This window comes from Stenotrophomonas sp. STEN013 (assembly GCF_056760355.1).
On sequence record NZ_JBRREO010000001.1, the window covers coordinates 769,540 to 786,202 of the forward strand.

15 protein-coding genes are annotated in these 16,663 nt (G+C 67.3%); 9 read left to right on the forward strand and 6 right to left on the reverse strand.

Annotated elements, in window-relative coordinates:
• The first annotated feature begins 5 nt into the window (after positions 1-5).
• Together purD and yccS are read left to right on the forward strand one after the other, a co-directional pair.
• On the forward strand, positions 6-1,313 hold the full coding sequence (purD, locus tag ACVOMH_RS03310; protein ID WP_481551040.1) for a phosphoribosylamine--glycine ligase: 1,308 nt from the start codon (positions 6-8) through the stop codon (positions 1,311-1,313).
• Between the two features lie 113 nt (positions 1,314-1,426).
• Positions 1,427-3,616, forward strand: a complete 2,190-nt coding sequence (yccS, locus tag ACVOMH_RS03315) for a YccS family putative transporter (protein WP_481551041.1) — start codon at positions 1,427-1,429, stop codon at positions 3,614-3,616.
• Here yccS and ACVOMH_RS03320 read toward each other — a convergent pair.
• Positions 3,613-4,806 (reverse strand): MFS transporter, encoded by a 1,194-nt coding sequence (locus ACVOMH_RS03320; RefSeq protein WP_481551042.1) that lies wholly within the window; start codon positions 4,804-4,806, stop codon positions 3,613-3,615. The two genes, yccS and ACVOMH_RS03320, sit on opposite strands and share 4 nt — an antisense overlap.
• 179 nt (positions 4,807-4,985) lie before the next feature.
• Between ACVOMH_RS03320 and ACVOMH_RS03325 the strand changes: the two genes are divergently transcribed.
• From ACVOMH_RS03325 to ACVOMH_RS03340, 4 genes are all read left to right on the forward strand, one after another.
• Entirely contained in the window at positions 4,986-6,875 is a 1,890-nt protein-coding gene (locus tag ACVOMH_RS03325; protein ID WP_054658937.1) for an MFS transporter, read from the forward strand.
• A gap of 193 nt (positions 6,876-7,068) precedes the next feature.
• Positions 7,069-7,302: a hypothetical protein gene (locus ACVOMH_RS03330; RefSeq protein ID WP_157722828.1), complete on the forward strand. Its 234-nt coding sequence runs from the start codon at positions 7,069-7,071 to the stop codon at positions 7,300-7,302.
• A gap of 21 nt (positions 7,303-7,323) precedes the next feature.
• On the forward strand, positions 7,324-7,605 hold the full coding sequence (locus ACVOMH_RS03335) for a CD225/dispanin family protein (protein ID WP_054658939.1): 282 nt from the start codon (positions 7,324-7,326) through the stop codon (positions 7,603-7,605).
• Between the two features lie 46 nt (positions 7,606-7,651).
• Positions 7,652-8,068, forward strand: coding sequence for a DUF2752 domain-containing protein (locus ACVOMH_RS03340; protein ID WP_481551043.1), 417 nt, complete (start codon positions 7,652-7,654; stop codon positions 8,066-8,068).
• A gap of 59 nt (positions 8,069-8,127) precedes the next feature.
• On the opposite strand, the gene ampE is transcribed toward ACVOMH_RS03340, so the two are convergent.
• The 5 genes from ampE to ACVOMH_RS03365 form a co-directional block, all read right to left on the reverse strand.
• A complete protein-coding gene (gene ampE, locus ACVOMH_RS03345; RefSeq protein ID WP_481551044.1) occupies positions 8,128-9,024 on the reverse strand; it encodes a regulatory signaling modulator protein AmpE in 897 nt (298 codons plus the stop codon).
• A 72-nt stretch (positions 9,025-9,096) separates the two neighbouring features.
• Positions 9,097-10,005 carry an NAD(+) diphosphatase gene (gene nudC / locus ACVOMH_RS03350; RefSeq protein ID WP_481551045.1) on the reverse strand — a complete coding sequence of 303 codons (909 nt, stop codon included), beginning with the start codon at positions 10,003-10,005 and terminating at the stop codon, positions 9,097-9,099.
• A gap of 59 nt (positions 10,006-10,064) precedes the next feature.
• On the reverse strand, positions 10,065-10,451 hold the full coding sequence (gene erpA, locus ACVOMH_RS03355; protein WP_054658942.1) for an iron-sulfur cluster insertion protein ErpA: 387 nt from the start codon (positions 10,449-10,451) through the stop codon (positions 10,065-10,067).
• Positions 10,452-10,482: 31 nt separating this feature from the next.
• Entirely contained in the window at positions 10,483-10,920 is a 438-nt protein-coding gene (locus ACVOMH_RS03360) for a bactofilin family protein (protein ID WP_054658944.1), read from the reverse strand.
• Positions 10,921-10,922: 2 nt separating this feature from the next.
• The gene (locus tag ACVOMH_RS03365) at positions 10,923-11,663 is read right to left on the reverse strand and encodes a DUF6776 family protein (RefSeq protein WP_481551046.1); all 741 of its coding nucleotides are present in this window, start codon (positions 11,661-11,663) and stop codon (positions 10,923-10,925) included.
• Positions 11,664-11,831: 168 nt separating this feature from the next.
• Between ACVOMH_RS03365 and ACVOMH_RS03370 the strand changes: the two genes are divergently transcribed.
• Genes ACVOMH_RS03370 through ACVOMH_RS03380 form a run of 3 tightly spaced genes read left to right on the forward strand, consistent with a single transcriptional unit; the run spans position 11,832 to position 16,661 of the window.
• On the forward strand, positions 11,832-12,479 hold the full coding sequence (locus ACVOMH_RS03370; protein WP_481522675.1) for a DUF4126 domain-containing protein: 648 nt from the start codon (positions 11,832-11,834) through the stop codon (positions 12,477-12,479).
• Positions 12,480-12,510: 31 nt separating this feature from the next.
• Positions 12,511-14,340 (forward strand): EAL domain-containing protein, encoded by a 1,830-nt coding sequence (locus ACVOMH_RS03375; RefSeq protein ID WP_481551047.1) that lies wholly within the window; start codon positions 12,511-12,513, stop codon positions 14,338-14,340.
• Positions 14,337-16,661: an ATP-binding protein gene (locus tag ACVOMH_RS03380; RefSeq protein ID WP_481551048.1), complete on the forward strand. Its 2,325-nt coding sequence runs from the start codon at positions 14,337-14,339 to the stop codon at positions 16,659-16,661. The genes ACVOMH_RS03375 and ACVOMH_RS03380 overlap by 4 nt, the downstream gene beginning before the upstream one ends.
• Positions 16,662-16,663: the final 2 nt, after the last annotated feature.

The following is a 16,663-nucleotide window of genomic DNA, read 5'->3' on the forward strand; positions in this document are numbered from 1 at the left end:
ACCCCATGAAAATCCTCGTCATCGGCGCCGGTGGCCGTGAACACGCTCTGGCCTGGAAGCTGGCGCAATCGCCGCGCGTGAGCGAAGTGATCGTCGCCCCGGGCAACGCCGGTACCGCCACCGAAGCCAAGTGCCGCAACGTGGCGGTCAAGGTCACCGACATCGACAGCCTGCTGCGCCTGGCCCAGGACGAGGCGGTGGGGCTGACCGTGGTCGGTCCGGAAGTGCCGCTGGTGCTGGGTGTGGTGGACCGCTTCCGCGCCGCCGGCCTGCGCATCTTCGGCCCGACCGCCGCCGCCGCGCAGCTGGAAGGCAGCAAGGCGTTTGCCAAGGATTTCCTCGCCCGGCATGGCATTCCCACCGCGTTCTACGCGGTGCACACCGAGGTGGCGCCGGCGCTGGCCTACCTGCGCGAGAAGGGCGCGCCGATCGTGATCAAGGCCGACGGCCTGGCCGCGGGCAAGGGCGTGATCGTGGCGATGACCTTGGACGAGGCCGAGGCGGCGGTGCACGACATGCTCAGCGGCAACGCCTTCGGCGATGCCGGCGCACGCGTGGTGATCGAGGAATTCCTCGAAGGCGAGGAAGCCAGCTTCATCTCGATGGTCGACGGCCGCACCGCGCTGCCGATGGCGACATCGCAGGATCACAAACGCGTGGGCGACGGCGACACCGGCCCGAATACCGGCGGCATGGGCGCGTACTCTCCCGCTCCGGTGGTCACCCCTGAAGTGCATGCTCGGGTGATGCGCGAAGTGGTGGAGCCGACCGTGGCCGGCATGATCAAAGATGGCGTGCCGTTCACCGGCTTCCTGTATGCCGGGCTGATGATCGATGCCAGCGGTGCGCCGAAGGTCATCGAATTCAACGTGCGCTTCGGCGACCCGGAAACACAGCCGGTGATGCTGCGCCTGCAGTCGGATCTGGTCGAGCTGCTCGAGGCGGCCATCGACGGCGCGCTGGCTGGCGTGGAAGCCTGCTGGGATCCGCGCCCCAGCTTGGGCGTGGTGATGGCCGCCCGGCCGTATCCGGAAACGCCGATCACCGGCGAGGTGATCTCGGGCCTGCAGGACGTGCCGGGGGATATTTCCCACGGCGGCGCCAAGGTCTTCCACGCCGGCACCGCGCAGGACGCCGCAGGCAACATCCTTTCCGCCGGCGGCCGTGTGCTGTGCGTGGCCGCGCTGGGTGACAGCGTCTCCGCCGCGCAGCGGCACGCGTATGCCGGTGTGGCGAAGATCCACTGGACCCACGCGTTCCACCGCAGCGACATCGGCTGGCGTGCCATCGCCCGCGAGCAGGATCAGGGCTGATCCCCCCTGAAACAGACCGGTGCGCTCGCCCTGCGGTCGCACCGGACGATTGCCGGTCTGTCCCCGGGACCGGCAATAATGGCCCCTGATCCCATCATCGAGCGCCACCCGCCTTGGAATCGCGCCTGACCCGGCTGTGGGCCCACGAGAAAGCCAGCTATGGGCTGCGGGTGTTCATCGCGCTCACCGCCGCTCTGGCCTACGGCTGGTACGACGGCCCTATCGGGGCGATCCCGGGGCTGTTCCTGGGCATCATCGCCAGCGCCATCGCCGAGACCGATGACAACTGGTGGGGACGCACCAAATCGGTGCTGCTGTCGCTGCTGTGCTTTGTCGCGGCCGCCGCCGCGGTGGTCGTGCTGTTCCCGCATCCGCTGCCGTTCATTACCGCGCTGGCGCTGACCGCGTTCGGCCTGACCCTGCTCGGCGCACTGGGCGAGCGTTATGCCTCCATCGGCCAGGCCGCGGTGACGCTGGCGATCTACGCGATGATCGCGCTGGACCAGCACCCTGGCAGCAACCAGTGGCAGGCGACGCGTGAAGTGCTGCCATTGCTGGCGGGTGCGGCGTGGTACGGACTGCTGTCGATCCTGTGGGCGGCGATGTTCGCCAACCGCCCGGTGCGCGAGCGGCTGGCGCGGCTGTTCGTCGAGCTGGGCCAGTACCTGCAGCTCAAGGCCGACCTGTTCGAACCGGTGCGGCAGGGCAACCTGGAGGCGCGACAGCTGGCGCTGGCCGAGCAGAACGTGCGCGTGGTGCGGGCGCTGAACATCGCCAAGACCGCGATCCTCAGCCGCTTCGGCCGCTCCGGGCGGCCAGGTGTGCAATCGGGTCTGTATTTCCGCCTGTACTACATGGCGCAGGATTTCCATGAGCGGGCCAGCTCCTCGCACTACCCCTATGAGGCACTGGCCGAAGCCTTCTTCCACAGCGACGTGCTCTACCGCTGCCGGCGCCTGCTGTCGCTGCAGGGCAAGGCCTGCCAGGCCCTGGGCCAGGCCATCCGCCTGCGCCAGCCCTTTGACTATGGTGAGCGCACCCGCGTGGCCGGGCAGGACCTGCAGTCCTCGCTGCAGTACCTGCGCGCGCAGCGCAATCCACAGTGGACGCGCCTGCTCGGTTCGCTGCAGCTGCTGGCGGCCAACCTATCCAGCATCGAGCGGCAATTGTCGGAAACCGCGCTGGCCGACACCCCGCTGGAAGGCATCGACACCCGCCTGCGCGATTCCTCGCCGCATACCCTGCGCGATATCGGCACGCGCCTGCGCCAGGCCCTCACGCCCGGCTCGCTGCTGTTCCGCCACGGCGTGCGTATCGGCATCGCCCTGATCGCCGGCTATGCCCTGCTTGCGCTGGTGCATCCGGAAAACGGCTACTGGATCCTGCTGACCATCGTGTTCGTGTGCCGCCCGCATTTCGGTGCGACCCGCTTGCGACTGGTGCAGCGCATCGCCGGCACACTGCTCGGCCTGGGCGTGACCTGGGCATTGATGCAGCTGTTTCCCGGTACCGGCCTGCAGCTGTTGCTGGCGCTGGCCGCGGCGCTGCTGTTCTTCATCACCCGTACCGACCGCTATGTGATCGCCACCGCGGCGATCACCCTGATGGCGCTGCTGTGCTTCAACCTGCTCGGCGACGGCTTCGTGCTGATCTGGCCGCGCCTGCTCGACACGCTGATCGGCTGCGTCATCGCCGCGCTGGCCTCGCTGCTGATCCTGCCGGACTGGGAAGGCCGGCGGCTGCACAAGGTGATGGCGCAGGTGGTGGCGACCGGCGCGGCGTATCTGGAGGAGGTGCTGGGCCAGTACCGCAGCGGCATGCGCGATGACCTGCCCTACCGTATCGCCCGACGCGACATGCACAACGCCGATGTCGCCCTGTCGGCAGCCCTGTCCAACATGCTGCGCGAACCGGGCTATGCCCGCGGCAATCTCGATGCGGGTTTCCGCTTCCTCGCCCTGTCCAACACCTTGCTGGGCTATCTGTCGGCACTGGGGGCGCATCGCGCGCAGGCGGTGGTGGTCAGCGATGATCCGCTGGTCCACCAGGGCCAGCAGCAGCTGCAGCAGTCGCTGTCGCAACTGGCGCAGGCACTGGGCAAACGCGAGGCCGCCACGCCGCAGGAAGACGAGATCGCCCTGGCCGATGCACTGGAGCAAACACCCGAGGACATCAACGAGAAATCGCAGCTGGTACGTACCCAGCTGGCGCTCATGCTGCGGCTGCTGCCGCGGCTGCGCACGGTGGCCGCCGAAGCGGTGGCAACAACCACTGCCGGCAGCGCGCCTCCGGCAAAGGCCTAGCGCGACCTGCGCGCCGGCACGAAGAACACCAGCAGGCCGAGCAGCGCCAAGCCGCCGCCCAGCACGCACACGCCGTTCCAGCCGTATCGCGTCCACGCCGCCGTGCCCAGCGCCGAGCCACTGGCGCCGCCGATGAAGTAACAGGTCATGTAGGCCGAAGTGATGCGGCTGCGCGCGTTTTCATCCAGCTGGTAGATCGCGCTCTGGTTGTTGATGTGTACCGCCTGCACCGCGATATCCAGCAACAGCACGCCAACGACCAGGGCTGCCAGCGAGACCGGCGCCAGCGCCAGCACCAGCCAGGACAGCAGCAGCAGCACCAGGCCGCCGCCCGCCACCCAGCGCCCCAGTCCGCGATCACTCAGTCGCCCGGCGCGGCTGGCCGCCAGCGCCCCGGCCGCGCCCACCAGGCCGAACAGGCCGATGGTGCTGATCGAGTAGCCATAGGCCGGCCCTGACAGCAAGAACGCCAGTGGCGTCCAGAACACGCTGAAACCGGCAAACAGCAAGGCGCCGAGCAGCGAGCGCCGGCGCAGCAGCGGCTCATCGCGCAGCAGAGCCAGCACCGAGCCGATCAGGCGTGGATACGACAGTCTGGCCGTCGGCCTGTATGGCGGCAGCAGCCGGACCAAGACAAGGGCACACAGCAGCAACGCCACACACGCAACCCAGTAGATGGTGTGCCACGAGCCGATGCCCGCCAGCAGCCCGGAGGCGGTCCGCGCCAGCAGAATACCCAGCAGCAGGCCGGCCATCAGCGTGCCGACCACGCGCCCGCGCTGCTCCGGTCGCGCCAGCGTGGCCGCATGCGGAATGATGATCTGCGCGGCCACCGCGCTCAGCCCCGCCAGGGCGGTACCCGCCAGCAGCTGGACGAAATTGCCGGCGCTGGCACTGATCCCCAGGCCCCCCGATGCCAGCACGAACAGGCCGACAATCAAACCTCGCCGCTCCAGCCTGTCGCCCAGCGGCACGATCAGCAGCAGCCCGGCGGCATAGGCCAGCTGCGCCACCGTCACCACCCAGCCGGCCACCCCGGCACTGACATCGAACACGCCGGCCAGCAGCTGCAACAACGGCTGGGCGTAGTAGTTGCTGGCCACCACCAGACCAACCGCGATCGCCAGCAGCAGCACCAGCGCGGAGGACAGCGGCCGCGACGTGGCTGCGACTGGAGCGGAGTTGTTCATCACAGGACATATCGCACAAGGCCGCGTCCGACGCGGCAGAGCCGCTATTTTTGCCGAGCTTGCGCGCAGGCGGTGAAAACACCGCCATGACACAGTGATCCAGAAGCCAAGGCCGCGTTTGATGGTACTTCAGCCGCCATCACGGTCTGCTAATGTGCCGCGCAGACCAAGGAGTCCCGATGTCCGGCCACAGCCAGTTCTCATTGCTCACGCAGCGACGCTTCCTGCCGTTCTTCATCGTCCAGGCACTGGGCGCGTTCAACGACAACATCTACCGCCAGGCGATCATCGGTCTGCTGTTCTATCTGGGCGTGAGCACCGAAGAACGCACGCTCTACACCAACCTGGCACCTGCGCTGTTCATCCTGCCGTACTTCCTGTTCTCGGCGCTGGCCGGACAGATCGCCGAGAAGCTGGAGAAGCAGCGGCTGATCGTGATCACCACGCTGATGGAGATCGTGATCATGTCGCTGGCGGCGATCGGCTTTCTCACCCAGAACATGCCGGTACTGCTGATCGCGCTGTTCTGTACCGGCCTGCAGTCCACCCTGTTCGGACCGGTGAAATACTCGGTGTTGCCCTCGATCCTCAAACCCGAGGAACTGACCGGCGGCAACGGCCTGGTCGAGATGGGCACCTCCATTTCGATCCTGACCGGCATGATCGCCGGCGGCATGATCTTCGCGCTGGCCGGCAGCCAGGGCCCCATCGTCGCGGCAGTGGCGATCATCACCCTGGCGTTGGCCGGCAACCTGGCCGCACGCCTGATCCCGCGCGTGGATGCCGGCGCGCCGGACCTGAAAATTCACTGGAATCCGCTGCGCGAATCGCTGGCGGTGCTGCGCCTGGCCAAGAAGCAGAAGGCGGTCCGCAACGCCATCCTCGGCGTGTCGTGGTTCTGGTTCTTCGGCACCATCCTGACCTCGCAGCTGCCCACCTACGCCGAGGTCAATCTGGGCGGCGGCTCCACGCTGTACATCGTGGCGCTGGCACTGTTCTCGCTGGGCACCGGCACCGGTTCACTGCTGTGCGAAAAGCTGTCCGGGCGCATCGTCGAGATCGGACTGGTGCCACTGGGCGCGTTCGGCATGAGCGCATTCCTGTTCGATCTGTATTTCGCCCGCACCGGCACGGCCAGTGTGGCCGGTCTGGACCTGGCCGGATTCCTGCAACAGCCCGGCAGCGTGCGCATCGTCATCGATCTGCTCGGCATCGGCCTGTTCACCGGCTTCTTCGTGGTGCCGCTGTTCGCGTTGATCCAGAGCCGTTCGCCCAGGTCGGAGATGTCGCGGGTGTTCGCCGCGCTCAACATCCAGAACTCCGGCTTCATCGTGCTGGCCGCCGGGCTGGGCCTGCTGACCCAGACCGTGCTCGACTGGAGCGTGCCGCAGCTGTTCCTGGCGCTGGCCATCGCCAACGTGGTGGTGGCGGTCTACATCTTCACCATCGTCCCCGAATTCCTGATGCGCTTTTTGAGCTGGGTGATGGTGCACACCCTGTACCGGCTGCGCGTGACCGGCGTGGAGGAACACGTGCCCGATGAGGGCCCGGCGCTGATCGTCTGCAACCACGTCAGCTACATGGACGCGTTGATCCTGTCGGCGACCATCCCGCGCCCGGTGCGCTTTGTCATGTACTACCGGATCTTCAACATCCCGGTGATGCGCTGGATTTTCACCACCGCCAAGGCCATTCCCATCGCCAGCCCGAAAGAGGACGCCGCGCTGATGCAGCGCGCGTTCGACGAGGTGGATGCGGCGCTGGCCGAGGGCGAACTGGTCTGCATCTTCCCGGAGGGCGCCTTGACCCGGGATGGCCAGATCGCGGCGTTCAAGTCCGGCGTGGAGAAGATCCTGGCGCGGCGCCCGGTACCCGTGGTGCCGATGGCGCTCACCGGCATGTGGTCGAGCATGTGGAGCCGGCGCGACACCCGGCTGGGGCGGATGCGGGTACCGCGCCGCTTCCGCGCCCAGATCGGCGTCATCGCCGCGCCCCCGGTGGAGGGAACCGCTACCGGTGCCGCGCAGCTGGAGGACAAGGTGCGGGCATTGCGCGGCAGCGAGGCCTGAGCACACGCCACGCTTTCCAGACGTAAGACAACTGGCTACGCTATCGCGCTTACGCATCGCAGGGGACAATGCGACGCAAGGGACACCCAGGGGATACATGGACAACGCGACACCACCGGTACCGGCACCAGCGCCGGCGCCGCCCATTCCGCAGCAGGTTCACCACTACTACCATCCGCACAGATCCGGTGGCGTGGCGGCGTTGCTGGAAGTTCTCCCCGGCCTGTTCCAGGTGTTCGGCATCGGCCATATGTACGCTGGCAATGTCGCCACCGGACTGTTCATCATGTTCGGCTACTGGGCCGTGGCCTTCGTCAATTTCCTGCTGCTTTTCCTGTTCATCGGTTGGATCACCTGGCCCCTGTGCTGGATCGCCGCCATGATCATTTCGCCGCTGATCGCGGCAAATGCCTGCAAGTCTCGCTGATTTTTCAACAAGGAGTTTTTCGTGAACACCAGCAGTCCCGCCGTTTCCAACAACCTCGTCTGGGCGATCCTGTCCACCCTGTTCTGCTGCCTGCCGCTGGGCATCGTTTCGATCATCCACGCCGCCAAGGTCAACGGCCTGCTGGCAGCCGGTGACGTCGCCGGTGCCCGTGACGCCTCGGAGAAGGCCAAGAAGTGGGCCATCTGGTCGGCCCTGGCCTGGGTCGTGGTCGTGATCCTGTATGTGGTCGTGTTCGTGCTGCTGGGTGTTGGCGGCGCGATGAGCGGCGCATCGGGTTACTGATGCATTACGCAGGTCGGCTGTCCGCGGCCGGCCTGCGCTCTGTGACATGAAATTTCCCCCGCACCTGTTGCGTTATGCACCGCTGGCCGCAATGGCCACGCTCGGGGCCGGTGCGGTGGCCGTGCTGGGCCGGATCGATCCGAACACACCCGGCAATCCCCTGCCCGCCTGCCCGTTCTACATGCTCACCGGCATCCTGTGCCCGGGTTGCGGCAGCACCCGCTGTCTGCATGCGCTGGTCCAGCTGGACCTGCCCCAGGCCCTGGCGATGAACCCACTGCTCGTGGTCTCGATTCTGCCCATGCTGATGATGGCCCTGCACGGCGCGGGTCTGTGGCCGAGAGCACTTCAGCCGATGCTGCGACCGGTTGCGCGGCCGATGCTGTGGATGGGACTGATTGCCGGCTTCTGGGTTACCCGCAACCTTCCCTGGTATCCGTTCCATCTGCTGGCGCCGGGCTGATACAGCCGCCTTCCGCGCGGCTGGCGCGATGGCCCTGCAGCGCCTTCCCGCTGGCGGGCCTAGCCGACCCAGCCGGCGATGATCATCAGTGCCAGCATCACCATCCACAGCAGCAGCATGCGCCAGACCAGGCTCATCGCATCGCGCAGTTCGGGAAAGCGCTCATCGGCCGGCAGCATGCCTTCCAGTCGCGCCGCTTCGGCCGCTTCGGCTTCTTCCACCAGCTCGGCCCCCACACTCGCGCGCGCAGCCTCGGCCAGGAAGTCGATGGACAGCGATGCCCGGCTGCCGCCGGCGCGGCGCCATGCCGAAGACACGGTGTCGAAATTGCCCGCCAGCGCCATCGCCAACGTCATCAGCTGCGCCACCGGCCATTCCAGGATTTTCAAAAAGGTGTTGCCGTCTTCGCGCGCCGCAGGCGAGAGCAACGCGCCCTGCGCGCCGTGCACGGCCTGCGCCAGCAACCGGTAGAGCAGCACGCCCCACGGCCCCAGCAGCAGGAACCAGAACAGCGGCGCGAACCAGCGACGCAATCCATTGATCACCGTGGCATCCACCAGCGAGGGGGCGTCCTCGCGCAGGCTGCCGCCGGCGCGTTGCAGCTGCGAGATCGCCACACCACAGGCATTTGCATCTTCGGCATCGATCACCGCTTCCACATCGCGATCCAAATCGCGCGGCCCCCAGCACAGGGCCAGCACGGCGATGCCGAACAGCAGCGACGGCAAGCCGTACAGCCGCCCGGACAACAGCCACTGCAGCGCGGCGACCGCCAGCACGCAGGGAAGGATCGCCAGCCACAAAGCATGGCGGTTGTCCTGCGCCGTTTCCGACTGACCCTGCACCCATGCCAGCCAGCGCCCGAACCAGCGCCAGTCGCGCAGCGCGGCCATCTGCGCCGGCGCCAGATGGCCCAGTACCAGCGCGGCGATCACCGCTACCAGTGTCGTGAACATGCGAATTCTCCTGTCACGATTGTCGGCATTGCCTTCCCCCTTGGAACCGGCGCAGATGGCGCTGGCAGCGGCTCAACGACGCTGACGGTCGAACCAGTCCCCGATCAGCGTCCGCGCGATGGAAATCCGCGGCGGCAGCAAGATGCCCTGCCCGTCATCGTCGATCTCACGCTGCATTGCCGAGCTGATTTCATCCACACTGAACCAGCGCGCATCTTCCAGTTCGCCATCCACGGCCGGAACATCGTCCTCGGCAGTGGCGCAGAAGCCGACCATCAACGCGCCCGGAAACGGCCACGGCTGCGTACCCAGATAACGCGCTTCACGCACCCGCACCTTGGCCTCCTCGAACACTTCGCGCATGACCGTCTGCTCGAAGGTCTCGCCCGGTTCCACAAAACCGGCCAGCACCGAATAGCGGCGTGGCGCCCAACTGGCCTGGCGTCCCAGCAGCAATCGCCCCTGGTTTTCGACCGCGACGATCACCGCCGGATCCACCCGCGGATAGTGTTCAGTGCCACATTGTCCGCAGTGGCCGATGAAACCGCCGCGACGGAAATTCACCGCGCCGCCACACACGCCGCAATAACGGGTGCGCGTATGCCAGTACGACATGCCACGGGCATAGCAGAACGCGGCGGAATCGGCCGGCGACCAGCTCGCCGCGGCCTGGCGCAGATCCACCCGCTGCGGCGCGCTTACCGTCACCGCACCGGCCTCGACCACGAACACTGCACGGCCCTGTTCCACGCCCAGAAAGATTGCCGATCCCGGGCCACCGCCCAGATCCCGGCCACTGAGCGGGAGCGGCTGTCCGCTGTCATCGCACAAGGCCGTGCCATCGGTATCGAGCACCAGCACGCGGGCCTGCGGCCACAGGCCGGACAACGCATCGGGGTCATCGCGCAACGCATCGGCGCGATCAAGGGAGCTGGCGGTAAACGCGTAGCCGGCCAAGGAAGGTAGGGAGAGCTTTGACATCGGCCAGAGCGTGCCGACAAAGCGCCCCTATCGCAAGGGCGCCGTGTGCGGCCGGTGACTCAGACCGAGAAACTGCTGCCGCAGCCGCAGGTGGTGCGGGCGTTCGGGTTGCGGATCACGAACTGTGCGCCGGTCAGGCTTTCGGTGTAATCCACCTCGGCACCCATCAGATACTGCAGGCTCAGCGGATCGACCAGCAGGGTCACGCCGTCGGTGACCACCGCCAGATCGTCGGCCTCGCGGTTCTCGTCGAACTCGAAGCCGTACTGGAAGCCGGAACAGCCGCCCCCCTGGATGTAGACGCGTAACGCCAGCGCGTCACTGCCCTCGTCCTGGATCAGTTCACGCACCTTGGCCGCGGCCGCACCGGTGAAATTGAGCGGACGATCAAGCGACTGGTAATCAGGTGCCGGCTTGGCGCCGGGCAGGGACACTAACGTACTCATGGGGTCAGCATGGGGACGCGGCCGGGAGGATTCAAGCTTCGGCCGCTTCAGCTTGGCGGATCTTTCCGCCCCGCTTGGCCTCCGGTGACGGCAGCGCGGCGACCGCGCTGGCGGAATGGACCAGTCGACCGTTCAACTGGGCACCGGCATTCATCTCCACCACCTGGTAATGGACGTTGCCGGTCACCCGCGCGCTCGGGGTCAGCTCGATCCGCTCGCTGGCGTACACGTCGCCATCCAGGCGGCCGCTGAGCACCACCACCGCGGCGCGGATCTCGCCTTCGATATGGCCCTGCTCGGCCAGCGTCAGCATCGCCTCGGCACCGTCTTCGGCGACGACCTTGCCCAGAATGCGGCCTTCCACGTACAGCCCGCCGCTGAACACCACATCGCCGCGGATCACCACCTGCGGCCCGATCAGGGCGTCCACGACCAGCTGGCTGTCGCGGTTGGATTTGCTTTTGAACATCATTACTCCCCTCTGCCGTTGCCGGCGAGTTTCCAATCGAATGTCTGTGTGGCGCCTCCCCCGGGCCCCGACAGCGAGACTCGCACACGTTGCGGGGTGAAATCCCGGGGCAGCATCACGCTCCCGTCCAGCTGCTGGAAATAGCGGAACGAATAGTTCTGCCCGGGCACATCCTTGCGCTGGTGCAGCTCATCCCAGCTGACCGTGGTCAGTTTGCCGTCTTTCACGCCCTCTACCGAGAAGCGCATCTGGCCCTGGCTGATGGCGCCGCGGTTCAGGTTCTGGGTCAGCACCACGCTGTAATGCCAGGTCCCGGCCGCCTCGGCGGAAAATTCGATCGAATGGGCGTTCAGGCCCTTGCGCTGGCTGGTGGCCCCCACCAGCCGCTCATAGAAGGCGACATCGGCGCGCAGGCCGGCGATTTCCTCGTCGCGCTCGGCCAGCGAGGCCTGCACTTCGGTATTGGCCGCGCGGCTGATCTTGTCCGATGCCTCGAGCGTGGCCTGCCGCTGCCGCAATTCTTCGATCTGCCCGCGCTGCTGCTCCAGCTGCTGCTCGCTCTGGCGCAGGCGCTCGCGCAGACCGCCCGCATCGGGCGAGGCATAACGGGCGGCCAGCCAGCCCACCAGCAGCAGCGACAACAGCCAGGCGGTGGCCAGCAGCGCAACGGGCAGCCAGCCCGGGCGGGTGCCACCGGCGCCGCGCGGGGTGATCTGGAAACGGGAAGGCGATCGGTTGTTCATGGCAGTGGCCGGCACCCGTGAGTGAAGACGGGCGCTGCTGCTCCGTTCGAAACGACACGGCAGTGTAAACGACCCCCGGCCAGGGCGCCGGCAGGCCGGATCTGGCATTCACCGCGGCCATGCCCGATAGTTGGACCCTGCTCACAGTTTCCTCATGGACCGACGACCGTGACCGACGCCCATATCTTTGTCATCGGCATCCTGCTGGCCTGGCTGGCCGGCATCCGGGTGTATCTGACCGTGTTCGGCGTGGGCCTGGCCGGGCTGCTGGGCTGGGTCGAGCTGCCGCCGGCGCTGCAGGCCACGCAGTCCTGGTGGGTGCTGGGCACCTCCGGCGCACTAGCCATCACCGAATTTTTCGCCGACAAGATTCCCGGGGTGGACTCGATCTGGGACCTGCTGCAGACCCTTGCCCGGGTGCCGGCCGGCGCCTTCCTCGCCGCGGCGACCCTGTCAGGCGACGGGGAGCTCAGCACCGGCGTGCTCGCCGCTGGCGCCGGGGTCGCGCTGGCCAGCCACGGCCTGAAGGCCGGTACCCGCGCCTTGCTCAACACCTCGCCGGAGCCGGCCAGCAACTGGGTCGCTTCCACCGCCGAGGATGGTGTGGTCATCGGCGGGCTGGCGCTGGCGCTGGCCAACCCGTGGCTGGCGCTGGTGTTCGTGATCGGCGCCAGCCTGATCGGTGCGCTGACGGTATGGCTGATCTGGCGCATGCTCTGGCGCGGATTGCGCCGGCTGTTCGCCGCCCCCCCGCCCGCTGCGCGGCCCGCGCAAGCGCCGGCACCGGGCGATCATTCGCTGCCACCGTCGGCTTGACCGCATAATCCACGGTCGACCGGGAGTACCGATGGCCACCAACGACACTGTGATTTCCTCCGCACGACCGATCCGCGCGGAAACCCCACCGGCCAATTACTGGCAGCGCTGGAGTGTGGAGAACGTGCCTGCCAGCATCACCCAGCCCGAACAGACGCAGGCACCCGCTCCGGTGCCTTCGGCGGCCCGCAACGAGAACAGCAATCATCAGGCCGCCGGCGAAGCACCGTATCGCGTGCTGATCGTCGAGGACGACCGCTCCCAGGCGCTGTTCGCACAAAGTGTGCTGCACGGCGCCGGCATGCAGGCCATCGTGCAGATGGAAGTGGAGGGCGTGCAGCAGGCCATCACCGAGCACCGTCCGGACCTGATCCTGATGGACCTGCACATGCCCGGCCTGGACGGCATGCGCCTGACCGCGCTGATCCGCCAGCAGCCGGACCAGCAGCTGCTGCCGATCGTGTTCCTGACCGGTGATATGGATCCCGAGCGCCAGTTCGAGGTGCTCGACAGCGGCGCCGACGACTTCCTGACCAAACCGATCCGGCCGCGCCATCTGGTGGCGGCGGTCTCCAACCGTATCCGCCGCTCACGCCAGCAGGCACAAGGACGCAGCGACACCGCGCCGGCGATGAACAATCCCGAGACCGGCCTGCCCACCCGCCACAACCTGATGCTGCAGCTGGACACGGCCTTGGCCGAACGGCAGCCCGGTGGCGTGATGTTCATCGAAGTGGCCAGCGCCCTGGGGCTGCGCGAACGCTATGGCTATGCCGCCTTCGAACGGCTGATGGTGCAGGCCGGACGACGGCTGGCCGAGGCGGCGCGGCCGCATCTGTTGGCCCGTCTGAACGACAACAGCTTCCTGCTGCTCACCCGCGGTATCGACGAAGAAGCACTGGCACCGCTGGCAGGCGCGGTGCGCCAAGCGCTGTCGGCCCATCCATTGATCGCGCGCGAGGACGAATCGGTCCACCTGCGCTGCGCCATCGGCTATGCCGGCCTGTCACACGGCTTCGCCGATGCCGGCAGCGCGCTGGAGGCGGTGGAGCGCACCGCGCTGCTGGCACGCCTGCACCCCGACGGTCTGGTGGCTTACCAGGGCAGCGAAGACGCCACGCATGAACACCTGGCCCTGCTGGACGGCCAGATCGAACTGGCCTACCAGCCCATCGTCGCTGTCGCCGGTGGCGACACCGCCCAGTACCAGGTGCTGCTGCGCCTGCGCCAGAGCAACGGCACCCTGCTGTCCGCCGGGCAGGTCATTCCCGCCGCCGAAGCCGCCGGCCGCATCGCCGACCTCGACCAGCAGATGCTCGACCACGCACTGGGCATGCTGCACCTGTACCAGCATGCCACGCCACCGATGCGGCTGTTTGTCTCGCAGTCGCTGCGCACACTGGCGCGCGAGAGCTTCGCCAACTGGCTGTTGAATACACTGCAGGAGCGCCAGGTGCCCGGCAGCTCGCTGGTGGTGGATGTCCGCCTGGGCGACGCACTGGTGCATGCGGTCACCCTGCAGCAGTTCTGTACCCGGCTGATGCCGGCAGGTGTGCAGTTCTGCCTGAGCCAGTTCGAGCCCGGCGACGAGGCCAATGCACTGCTCAGCCAGTTGCCGCTGAGCTACGTCCGCATGGCCGGTCGCTTCGCAGGCAGTGCCGGCAGCCAGAAACTGCGCGATGAGCTGCGGCTGGCCATCACCAGCGCCCATCACGCCGGGCTGCAGGTCATCGGCCAGCAGATCGAGGACCCGCAGGCCGCCGCGGCAATGTGGATGAGCGGGGTCGACTTCATCCAGGGCAATGTGGTGCAGTCGGTGGGCACGGAGCTGAACTTCGATTTCCAGAACGCGGTGCTATGAGCGGGCGCTCGGCCGAGCACACACCGTCAGCCACCGGATGGGCGATCGCCGCGGCGATGCTGGCGATCGCCGCGGCAGCATGTGTCTGGCTGCTGCCGCCCCGCTTCGCAGCCCTGGCCGCAACCGGCGCCATGCTCGGCGCCGGCGCCTCCGCCCTGTTTGCCGTTTTCGCCAGCCGCCACCTGGCAGACACCCTGGCACTGCAACGAAGCCGCGCGTTACAGAGTGAGCGCGAACTGCTGCGACTGCGGCAGGAAGAGCAGCGACACACCCGGCTCGAACAGCAGCTGCTGCAGGCCAAGCAGGAGGCCGAGGCTTCGACCCTGGCCAAGAGCGAGTTCCTGGCCACGATGAGCCATGAGATCCGCACTCCTCTCAACGGCATCATCCCGATGCTTGAACTGGTTGCGCAGGGACACCTGGAGCCGGAACAGCGGGAGATGCTCAACACCGCCAGCGAAAGTTCGCGCCAGCTGTTCCGCATCGTCGATGACATCCTCGATTACTCCAAGCTTGAAGCCAACCGGCTGGAGCTGGAGATCACCACCTTCAACCTGCGCGAACTGCTCGATTCGATGCTGCAACTGATGCAGCGTTCGGCCGAGCACAAGGGGCTGCGCATCACGTTGGCACTGGATCCGGCGGTACGGCTTTCGGTGCGCGGCGATCCGGTACGGTTGCGCCAGGTGCTGAGCAACCTGCTGGTCAACGCGATCAAATTCACCGAGCGCGGCAGCATCCAGATCCAGGTCAAACGACTGGGCGAAACCAATGCCCAGCACCAGCTGCGCTTTGAAGTGCACGACACCGGCATCGGGATCGATGCCGCCCAGCAGGAGCGCCTGTTCAACGCCTTCACCCAGGCCGACGCCTCCACCACGCGCCTGTATGGCGGCACCGGGCTGGGACTGGCCATCTGCAAACGCATCATCGACCTGATGCACGGCAGCATCGGCGTGGTTTCTACCCCGGGCAGCGGCGCCACGTTCTGGTTCGAGATTCCCCTGCTGAAGGTGATCGGCGATCTGCGCCAGACGGCTCCGGTAGAGAACAAGACGCGGGTACTGCTGGTCACACCCGAACCGCGTCTGCGCCAGCGGCTGGAGCTGGCACTCCCGCACTGGGGCTTTGCGGTCCAAGCGGTGGATACGGTGCAGGAGGCGCTCGAGCGCCTGCGCAATGGCACCGCATCCAACGCCTATCACACCGTCATCGGCGATCTGGAACCCCTGCGCCAGAGCGCCCTGGCGCTGCAGCGCGCCATCGCCCGCAACGAGCACGGCGACCTGCGTCTGATCTGGCTCTACGGAGATATGCCGGTCGCCGAAGAACTGCGCGCCCATGGCAACCTGCTGTCACGGCAAAGCCCGGATGCGGATCTGCGCGCAATGCTGGCGCCGGTGATTCAGGCGCCAACACCGGCGACGCCCGCCCCGCAATCGGCAGCCGCCCAGGCCGAGCCGGACACCCCTACCGCACTGGCCGGGGCACGCGTGCTGCTGGTCGAAGACAACCCGGTGAACCTGCTGGTCGCGCAGAAGCTGATGGCCGTCCTCGGCTGCGCGGCCGACACCGCAGTCCACGGCGAGATCGCCCTGCAGAAGATGCGCGTACAACGCTACGACGCGGTGCTGATGGACTGCCAGATGCCGGTGCTCGATGGCTACAGCGCCACGCGCCGCTGGCGCGAGCACGAGACCACTGCGGGCCTGCACCGACTGCCAATCATCGCGATGACCGCCAACGCCATGGCGGGCGATCGCCAGCGCTGTCTGGATGCCGGGATGGACGACTACCTGTCCAAGCCCATCGCCCGCGACGAGCTCGCCGCCTGCCTGCGCCGCTGGTGCAAACCGGCCTGCGCAGCCACTGCTGCCGCGGTGCCGGACATGCGCCCTGCGATGGCCGCCCCTCCGGTGGAAACACCATCCAGCATGCCGCCGGCCACTTCGCTGCCGGTGCTCGAGCGCGAAGTGCTCGATGAGCTGCGGGAAATCGCCGGCGGAGAAACCGCCACCATCATCAAGGTGTTTCTCGATGACACCGCACCGCTGGTCCGTCGGCTGCAGGACGCGGCGGCCAGCGCCGATCTGGACCAGTTGCGCGAGCTGGCCCACAGCCTGAAATCCTCCAGCGCCAATGTCGGCGCGCTGGCGTTGTCAGCCGCGGCGCGCCGGGTGGAACTGGATGCCCGCGCCGGCACCCTGGAACGGCCGGCGGTGATGGTCGCGCTGATCATCGCCGAGTTCGCGCGCACGCGCCTGGCACTGACCGGCTACCAGGCCGGAATCCGCGAAACCAACAGCACCGTCGACCACTGAAG

Coding starts and splice junctions, on each gene's coding strand:
- purD (WP_481551040.1), top strand. CDS start 6: ATGAAAATCCTCGTCATCGGCGCCGGTGGCCGTGAACACGCTCTGGCC.
- ACVOMH_RS03320 (WP_481551042.1), bottom strand. CDS start 4,806: ATGAACAACTCCGCTCCAGTCGCAGCCACGTCGCGGCCGCTGTCCTCC.
- ACVOMH_RS03325 (WP_054658937.1), top strand. CDS start 4,986: ATGTCCGGCCACAGCCAGTTCTCATTGCTCACGCAGCGACGCTTCCTG.
- ACVOMH_RS03340 (WP_481551043.1), top strand. CDS start 7,652: ATGAAATTTCCCCCGCACCTGTTGCGTTATGCACCGCTGGCCGCAATG.
- ampE (WP_481551044.1), bottom strand. CDS start 9,024: ATGTTCACGACACTGGTAGCGGTGATCGCCGCGCTGGTACTGGGCCAT.
- nudC (WP_481551045.1), bottom strand. CDS start 10,005: ATGTCAAAGCTCTCCCTACCTTCCTTGGCCGGCTACGCGTTTACCGCC.
- erpA (WP_054658942.1), bottom strand. CDS start 10,451: ATGAGTACGTTAGTGTCCCTGCCCGGCGCCAAGCCGGCACCTGATTAC.
- ACVOMH_RS03360 (WP_054658944.1), bottom strand. CDS start 10,920: ATGTTCAAAAGCAAATCCAACCGCGACAGCCAGCTGGTCGTGGACGCC.
- ACVOMH_RS03365 (WP_481551046.1), bottom strand. CDS start 11,663: ATGAACAACCGATCGCCTTCCCGTTTCCAGATCACCCCGCGCGGCGCC.
- ACVOMH_RS03375 (WP_481551047.1), top strand. CDS start 12,511: ATGGCCACCAACGACACTGTGATTTCCTCCGCACGACCGATCCGCGCG.
- ACVOMH_RS03380 (WP_481551048.1), top strand. CDS start 14,337: ATGAGCGGGCGCTCGGCCGAGCACACACCGTCAGCCACCGGATGGGCG.